The following is an 8,011-nucleotide window of genomic DNA, read 5'->3' on the forward strand; positions in this document are numbered from 1 at the left end:
ATCTTATAAAATTTTAATACTTAATCCTTTCAGCGTCTGCCAGCCTTCTTTATCCGTCAAGCGAATCATAAAATGATAATCTCCGGGATCAACATCTGCAGGAATGGTAATTTGTGCCGTTGCTTCGTAAGTTTTCACACCATTTGGAATGGTATAATTGTTAATGAAAAGCATTGGTTTTACGGGACTTTTTACAGCTTCCATTTCACAAGTTGTGACTTCTGTACTGTGTGTATGATGATCGAAATTGTGATGAATATCAAGGCTGTAAGAACCCAAAGCGACATTGTCATTAAAAGTGGCTTTGAAAGTGAAGGTTTTTCCGCGTTCGATCGTGCTGCATTGAATCGGAAAAGCATTTGCTCCAGTGATATCAATTACGGGATATTCGCTGTCGATTTCGGTTTTGTCGCTGGAGCAGGATGAAATAAAAGTAAGAGCCAAAATGCCCATTAAAAGCTTTAATTTTTTCATATTTTTTGATTTATAATGGTTAAGTTTTTCTTCACTTCCAGCTTGCTTCCGTTTTGATCGTTTACGATAATGATGAAGTCGTATTTGCCTTCTGCAGCATCTTCTGGAATATCAAAATGTTTGTGAACCGTTGCGTTTTTTGCGCCTGCATATTGAGTCCAAGTGATTTCGTGCGACCAGACTTTCGAGTATGTTTCGGTGCTTTTCTGTAGAATTTTTACTTGTACATTTTCGATTTTATCAGCAGCAGTTACTTCTGCATTAAAATGGAAATCTGCGCCAATAGTTGCTGTTTCGCTGTTGCTAAGACCAAGCTCGATTTTGTCAATAGTTGGAATTGCTTGTTTTTCTTCTGAATCGTCGTTACTGCAGCTTGTAAAAGCCATTGCAGCAAAGAGCGAAGCCAGAATAAGTTTTGTTGTTTTCATTTTTTCTAATTTGATTTTGATCATTTTATAAAGGGTATTTGGATTACAAAAGGGCATATTGATTTCAATATTCAAGTCCTGGCGGGACGAAATAGCGATAGGAAATTTGACTAAGTCCCAGAGGGACGAAATATTTATAGAAAAGAATTTATGAGCTATGCAAAAGCCTCAGAGAGGCGACATATATCTTTTCTTTAGTAAAACAGCATAGCAATAACTAGAAACCTGAATAAGGATTTAGTTCTGAATGCGTTAATCGATAAAAATTTGGAAGTTTTTTGCGTAGAAAAAGCTATATCAATATCAATATCAATATCAATATCAATATCAATATCAATATGGTTTATTAAATGCTTAAAATAAATGAAATAGCTTTTGAATGTTTTTAGATTTTGAAATCATAAAAACAATTAGATAGCCGAATTGCAAAACAATCGGAAACACAAAAAAACTATAGTGAAAAAGGCGGGGCTCGAAGGGAAAATAGTGAGCCCTTAAAAAATGCAAAATGAGGTTTGCTGTAAAAATTAAGGTGTTTTACAACAGGATTATTCTTGAAAAACTGAAAAGCATTGAATTCAAATGTGCCAACTGCACTGAATTTAAAATCGCAAATAGAACATTTATGAAACGAATGCAGTTTGGCTTTGAATTGCGGTTTTTCAGAAACAGAAAACTCGAGTTTTTCTTTGCAAGAATGAGTGTCTAAAATATGCTCATACGAATGGACAGCCGGAAAAAGTATTGCAAACAATACGATCAAAGGCATAAAGAGATTTATTAATTTAAGTTTCTTTTTCATTCGTGAAGATTAACTTCTAGATGAGGTTTTTCATGCTGTTTAATGCAATAGTGTTGCAAATATAGAAATCTTATTTTTAAATGCAATGTTGTTGCAGTAATTGTTTGTGAAAAATCAATGCTTTTGTTAATTTTATCAAATCTTATATTTCTTAAAAATGAAAATTTTCTACAGCTTTCTTTGTTTCTTTATATTGATTTTCAATAGTTTTTCTCAGTCAAAAGCAAGTGAATTATTTGAAAACGGTGTTTCTGAACAGCTGGCAAATTTTCGTAAAAGACAGATTTCAGATCTTCAATACACTTTGTTTTTCGAAATTCCGAATCAGAAAGCAGAAAATATAGACTCTAAACTATTTGTAAACTTGAATTTGTCTGATTTAAGTCAGCCGTTAATTTTAGATTTTAAAGAGAAAACTTCTAATATAAAAACGGTTGAGGCAAACGGAAAAAAGCTTTCAATTGTTCATGAAAATGGTCATATTGTAATTCCTGTTTCGGCTTTGGTTTCAGGAAAAAATACAGTTTCTATTTCATTTATCGCCGGTAATTTGTCATTAAATAGAAACGACGATTTCTTATATACGTTGTTAGTTCCAGACCGCGCGAGTACTTTGTTTCCTTGTTTTGATCAGCCAGATTTAAAAGCAGCTTATAAATTAAGACTTTCTGTGCCAAAAGAGTGGTCGGTTTTGGCTGGAGCCGATGTTAAAGAGAAATTGGAGAAAGGTGATTTTACAGCCTACACTTTTGGAGAATCAGACAAAATGAGTACGTATTTATTCTCTTTTGTAGCAGGAAAATTCAAAAGCGCGACACAAAAGCCAGGTTTAAAAATGACGATGCTGTATCGTGAAAATAGTCCTGAGAAATTTCGCGTAAGCGCTGATACTATTTTCAATTTGCATCAGCAATCGTTAAACTTTTTAGAAAAATATACCAATTATAAATTTCCGTTTCAGAAGTTAGATTTCGCTTCAATTCCTGTTTTTCAATATGGCGGAATGGAGCATGTTGGAGCGATTCAATACCGAGAATCGACTTTGTTTTTGGATAATAGCGCAACCGACAGCGAAAAACTAAATCGTGCAAAACTCATCGCGCACGAAACCTCACACATGTGGTTTGGCGATTTGGTAACCATGAAATGGTTTGATGACGTTTGGATGAAAGAGGTTTTTGCCAACTTCATGGCTGATAAAATCATGAATCCGATTTTTCCAAAAGTCAATCATAATCTGCAGTTTTTTACGGCGCATTATCCTAGCGCTTTCGCGGAAGATCGATCTTTAGGAACACATCCAATTAAACAGCATTTGGCGAATTTGAAAGATGCGGGTTCACTTTACGGAGCTATTATCTACAACAAAGCGCCAATTATGATGCGTCAGTTAGAGGCTTCGATGGGTAAGGAAGCGTTTCAGAAAGGAATTCAAAAATACATTCAGAAATATGCCAACGACAATGCCGATTGGAATAATTTAGTAGAACTTCTCGATGCTGAAACTCCGCTTGACATGAAAAAATGGAGTGATGTCTGGGTAAATAAATCGGGGGGAGCCATTTTTACAGATAAAATAGAATATGATGCTAAAAACCGAATTAAAAGTTTTGAAATTCAACAACAAGCCGAGGATAAATCAGATAATATCTGGCCTCAGGTTTTTCAGATTGGTTTAGTTTATACAAAAGAGGTAAAAGTTTTGTCAGTCAATATTAATGATAAAAATACTGCCGTAAAAGAAGCCATCGGACTTGAAAAACCAATCGCTGTAGTTTACAATTATAATGGTTTTGGATATGGAGTTTTTCCGCTTGACGGAAATAATTTAAATTATATTGCTGATTTAAAAGATGAAATGGCTAGAGCCTCCATTTATAGTAATCTTTATGAAAATACTTTGATTGGAAATGTTTCGCCAGAAAAAGCTTTTGAATGTTTTTTAAGAGGAATTCAGACTGAGCAAAATGAATTGGTTTTGCGAATAGCGACGGGAAGTTTAAATACGATCTATTGGAGATTTTTTACCGAAAAACAGCAGAATAAAGTTCAGAAAAAAATAGAAGGTGTTTTATACGAACGCTTACAAGCCAATTTATCAGCTAATATCAAAAAGACATTATTCGGATTATTCAGCTCGATTGCCTATTCTAATTCGGCGAAAGCCAGTTTGTATAAAGTTTGGAACAGAGAAATTTCTATTCCGAATTTGAAGCTAAATGAAGACGATTACACCAATATGGCAATGAATTTAGCGATTTTTAAACATCCAAAAGCCGATGAGATTTTGGAGAAAACCAGAACATCTTTCACAAATCCAGATAAACAAAATCGTTTTGAGTTTTTATTACCTTCATTATCAAAAGACGAATCGGTTCGAAATGCTTTTATGGAATCTTTAAAAGACGATGCAAACCGAGAGAAAGAATCGTGGGTTTCTGTTGGTTTGGCAAATGTAAATCATCCGCTTCGTCAGGAAAGTGCGCAAAAGTATATTAGATTTTCATTAGATTTGGTTGATGAAATTCAGCGAACAGGAGATATTTTCTTTCCGAAAGATTGGTTGGATAATACTGTTGGGAAGTATTCTTCGAAATTTGCTTTTGATGAAGTACAGCGATTCTTAAAAGAAAACCCTAATTTTAGTCCGATCTTGAAACGCAAATTGTTTCAGGCGACAGATTTGCTTTATAAAGCACAAAATATTAAAAAAGAAACCGAATGAAAATCGAATCGGAAATAGAAAAAGTCTCCAGTTTTCAGCATCTCGAAATGCTGGCGAATCAGGTTGTGGAAGGTTTTATATCGGGAATGCACAAGAGTCCGTTTCATGGATTTTCGGCCGAATTTGCCGAGCATAAAGTCTATAACGCTGGAGAAAGCACCAAACATATTGACTGGAAATTGTTTGCTAAAACCGATCGTTTGTACACGAAACGTTTTGAGGAAGAAACGAATTTGCGCTGTCATCTGATTGTTGATAATTCGTCATCGATGCATTATCCTGAACTCAAATCAAATCAGCCTTTTTATGAAAAGAAGATTGGTTTTGCGGTTTTGGCTTCGGCGGTTTTAATGAATATTTTAAAGAAACAGCGCGATGCAGTTGGCTTAAGCGTTTTCTCAGATAAATATGAATATTACGCACCAGAGAAAGGAAGCGATCGCCATCATAGAATGCTTTTGAATAAATTGGAAGAATTATTGGTTCAGCCAAAAGTCAAAAAAACGACCGATACGATTACGTATCTACATCAGATTGCGGAGAAAATGCATCGCCGTTCAATGATTATTTTGTTTACCGATATGTTTCAGACCGAAGACGATGAGAAATTATTCAACGCATTGCAACATCTAAAACACAACAAACACAAAGTAGTTTTATTTCATGTAGTTGATAATGAAACCGAATTGAAGTTTGATTTTGATAACACGCCAAGAAAGTTTATCGACTTAGAATCGGGAGAAGAGGTTTCGATTTTTGCTGATAATGTTAAAATTGAATATGAAAAAAGGGTAGAAGCCTACTTTAAAAACTTAGCTTTAACCTGTGCGAAGAACCAAATTAAGTACGTTCCGGTAAATGTTGGCGATAATTTTGAAAAAATATTGACTACATATTTGGTTGAAAAACAAAACTTTGGGTAAAAATTTTAAAATTTATTTCATTTTTTTTACAAAAACACTTGCAGAAACGAAATTCTGTTCTATCTTTGCAACCGCAATAACGCAGAGGTTTGGTAGTTCAGTTGGTTAGAATACATGCCTGTCACGCATGGGGTCGCGGGTTCGAGTCCCGTCCAGACCGCAATATTGGGGAAGCCTTTCTTAACAGAAAGGCTTTTTTGCCCAAATACGGTATCTAAGATTAGTTGTGTTGTTTTGCTACGACTTTGTAACTCGTAGCTGGTTTAGTAGTTAGACCAATGAAAAGCTTTCCACTTTTGTGGATGGCTTTTTTGATTTAAGACACTTTTGTTTTTTTTGCTTTTAACCGCAAAGAGCGCTAAGATTTACGCGAAGTTCGCAAAGTTTTTTTAAAGCTTTGCGGATTTTGTGTTTTATTGTAATTCTAATTTTAACGTACTGTTTGTCATTTCGACGAAGGAGAAATCTTCGCGAGTAATTCTACAAAGATTTTCTATCTATAATATTAAAATATAGCCCGTGGTTTCAACCACGGGGACACAATCAGAATCACAATCCGTTTCCCGTGGTTGAAACCACGGGCTATGTTTAATATAATGATCTATGTTCTCTGTCAAATTCAAAATTTCATAAAGTTTGTCATTCTTACGAAGGAAGAATCTCCACGAGTAACTCCACAAAGATTAGTATTGTCATCTGCCTTTGTGGTTAAAAAGAAAGAAACTTCTTCTTTTTTGATTTAGAAGTCAATTTTTAAAATATTGGATTTTAACTAATTAAAAAATTGTCGAAATTTTATTTGAAAAAACGCTTGCAGAAACGAAAATCTGTTGTATTTTTGCACTCGCAATAACGCAGGGTTTGGTAGTTCAGTTGGTTAGAATACATGCCTGTCACGCATGGGGTCGCGGGTTCGAGTCCCGTCCAGACCGCCTAAGTTGTTAAAAGCCTTTCTTAACGGAAAGGCTTTTTTGTTTTTGTTATTTAACCGCAATCCCGATAGCTATCGGGAGCTAAGATTTACGGAAAGAGCGCAAAGTTTAATTTAGCCACAGATTATACAGATTAACACAGATTTTAAAAAATCCTTCTAATCCTTTTAATCTGTGGCTAAAATTTTAAATATAAAAAGCTTTGCTCCCGATAGCTATCGGGATTGTGCTTTCCTTTGTGCTTTGCGGTTAAATCTACAATCCAATTTTCTTCTTATCTTTAATATCACTAAAAGTGCTATATTAAACACCAATGGAACATTCTGGTCAGAAACTCGATAAATACTACATCAAGAAAGTAGATGCTGATAAAAAAAGCATTTACTGTCACCATGATTTAATGGGTGAATTATTTATTCCGCCACACAGACATGTTAAAGCGCAATTACTTTACGCAGAAGGCGATGTTGTTTTTGTGACCACAGAAACCAAAACGTACTTTTTACCAGCAAGGCATTTTATCTGGATTCCGAGTGGAGTGGAGCATAGCATCGAGCCGAAATCGGAAAGTGTGACAATGCGAAATCTGTATTTTCCTGTTGAAAAAGACGAAGATGACTTTTATAAAGTAGAAGGAATTTATCCAGTTAATAACTTATTGCTGCAAATGATGCTTTTTACCAATCGATGGAACGGTGATCTTAAAAAAGGAACTCCGAACTTTGCCATTGCTAAAGCGATAAAAGCGATTCTTCCGCAAATATGCACCAATAATCTTCCTTTAGAATTACCACAGCCAAAAGACAAACGACTTGGAAAGATTCTTCGTTATATTGAAAATAACCTCGGAGAAACGATTCTCTTTGCCGATGTAGCTCATGAATTTGGTTTCAGCGAACGCTCTTTGTATCGTTTGTTTCAAAAAGATCTTGGCATGTCGTTTATTCAATATTATACTATTCGAAGAATTCTTAAAGCAATCGAACTTTTATTAGAAAGAAAACTTTCGGTAAAAGAGGTAGCCGAAGAAGTTGGTTACAATAGCGTTCCGACTTTCAGCAACACTTTCTTCAAGATTTTAGGGCAAAGACCTTCCGATTACTTAAACGGAGAAGAGATTTTGGAAAGTAAATAGTTTTTATTTCACGCAGATTTTAATAGATTTTAGATGATTTTGCAGATTCTTTTTTATTCCGCATAAAAAAAAATCTCGCAGATTTCACAGTTTTTTTAAATGCTTTATAATCTGCACAATCTGACAAATCTGCGAGAGTAAAAAGGAAAATCTGCGCGCATCTGCTAAAATCTATTAAAATCTGCGTGAAATATCACAATCAAAATCTGTTTTGTAATAAATTGTTTTTCAATGTTTTAATATAACGTTTTCGGAATATACGATTTTAACGTTTGTCCGAAATGAATATGTTCTTGGCTTTTTAGAATTATCAGTCACGAGAAAAATGAAGGAACTTTGCAGCATCAAATATTTAATTATTCATGTTCCTTAAAACAACAAATTCTACAGACGAGTGTTTTCCCAGAATCCTGCTGTTAATCTTAATGATATTAGCATTCAATGGCTTACAAGCGCAGGAAGTTCATACTGTTTCATTGCAAGAAGCTTTGAAGCTGGCTAAAGAAAACAATAAAAAAATCCTTAGATCTCAATTGGAGGTCACGCTCTCAGAGCAGAATATCAAAGAAAGAAAAGAACTCCGACTGCCAGA

Annotated in this window: 5 protein-coding genes, 2 tRNA genes and 1 pseudogene; 6 read left to right on the forward strand and 2 right to left on the reverse strand. The window is 34.7% G+C overall.

The genetic code is table 11. The features are described from left to right. Window positions 1–3 precede the first annotated feature (3 nt). Window positions 4–474, reverse strand: a complete 471-nt coding sequence (locus tag B3J44_RS09875; protein ID WP_286968205.1) for a DUF4625 domain-containing protein — start codon at window positions 472–474, stop codon at window positions 4–6. Next, complete coding sequence (locus tag B3J44_RS09880) at window positions 471–902, reverse strand: DUF4625 domain-containing protein (RefSeq protein WP_286968206.1); 432 nt, start codon at window positions 900–902, stop codon at window positions 471–473. Before B3J44_RS09880 ends, B3J44_RS09875 begins: the two co-directional genes overlap by 4 nt. Before the next feature lie 959 nt (window positions 903–1,861). Between B3J44_RS09880 and B3J44_RS09885 the strand changes: the two genes are divergently transcribed. From B3J44_RS09885 to B3J44_RS09910, 6 genes and pseudogenes are all read left to right on the forward strand, one after another. Further along, entirely contained in the window at window positions 1,862–4,429 is a 2,568-nt protein-coding gene (locus tag B3J44_RS09885; RefSeq protein WP_286968207.1) for a M1 family aminopeptidase, read from the forward strand. Next, window positions 4,426–5,352 (forward strand): DUF58 domain-containing protein, encoded by a 927-nt coding sequence (locus B3J44_RS09890; RefSeq protein WP_253787055.1) that lies wholly within the window; start codon window positions 4,426–4,428, stop codon window positions 5,350–5,352. Before B3J44_RS09885 ends, B3J44_RS09890 begins: the two co-directional genes overlap by 4 nt. An 86-nt stretch (window positions 5,353–5,438) precedes the next feature. Continuing rightward, window positions 5,439–5,512 (forward strand) — tRNA-Asp (locus B3J44_RS09895). Between the two features lie 698 nt (window positions 5,513–6,210). Next, window positions 6,211–6,284 (forward strand) — tRNA-Asp (locus B3J44_RS09900). Between the two features lie 313 nt (window positions 6,285–6,597). Beyond that, the gene (locus B3J44_RS09905; protein ID WP_286968208.1) at window positions 6,598–7,419 is read left to right on the forward strand and encodes an AraC family transcriptional regulator; all 822 of its coding nucleotides are present in this window, start codon (window positions 6,598–6,600) and stop codon (window positions 7,417–7,419) included. A gap of 362 nt (window positions 7,420–7,781) precedes the next feature. Continuing rightward, window positions 7,782–8,011 (forward strand): annotated as a pseudogene (locus tag B3J44_RS09910) (TolC family protein); the annotation flags it as partial.

It is taken from the genome of Flavobacterium sp. UBA4854 (assembly GCF_002399805.1).
GTDB classification, from domain to species: Bacteria; Bacteroidota; Bacteroidia; order Flavobacteriales; family Flavobacteriaceae; genus Flavobacterium; species Flavobacterium ginsengisoli.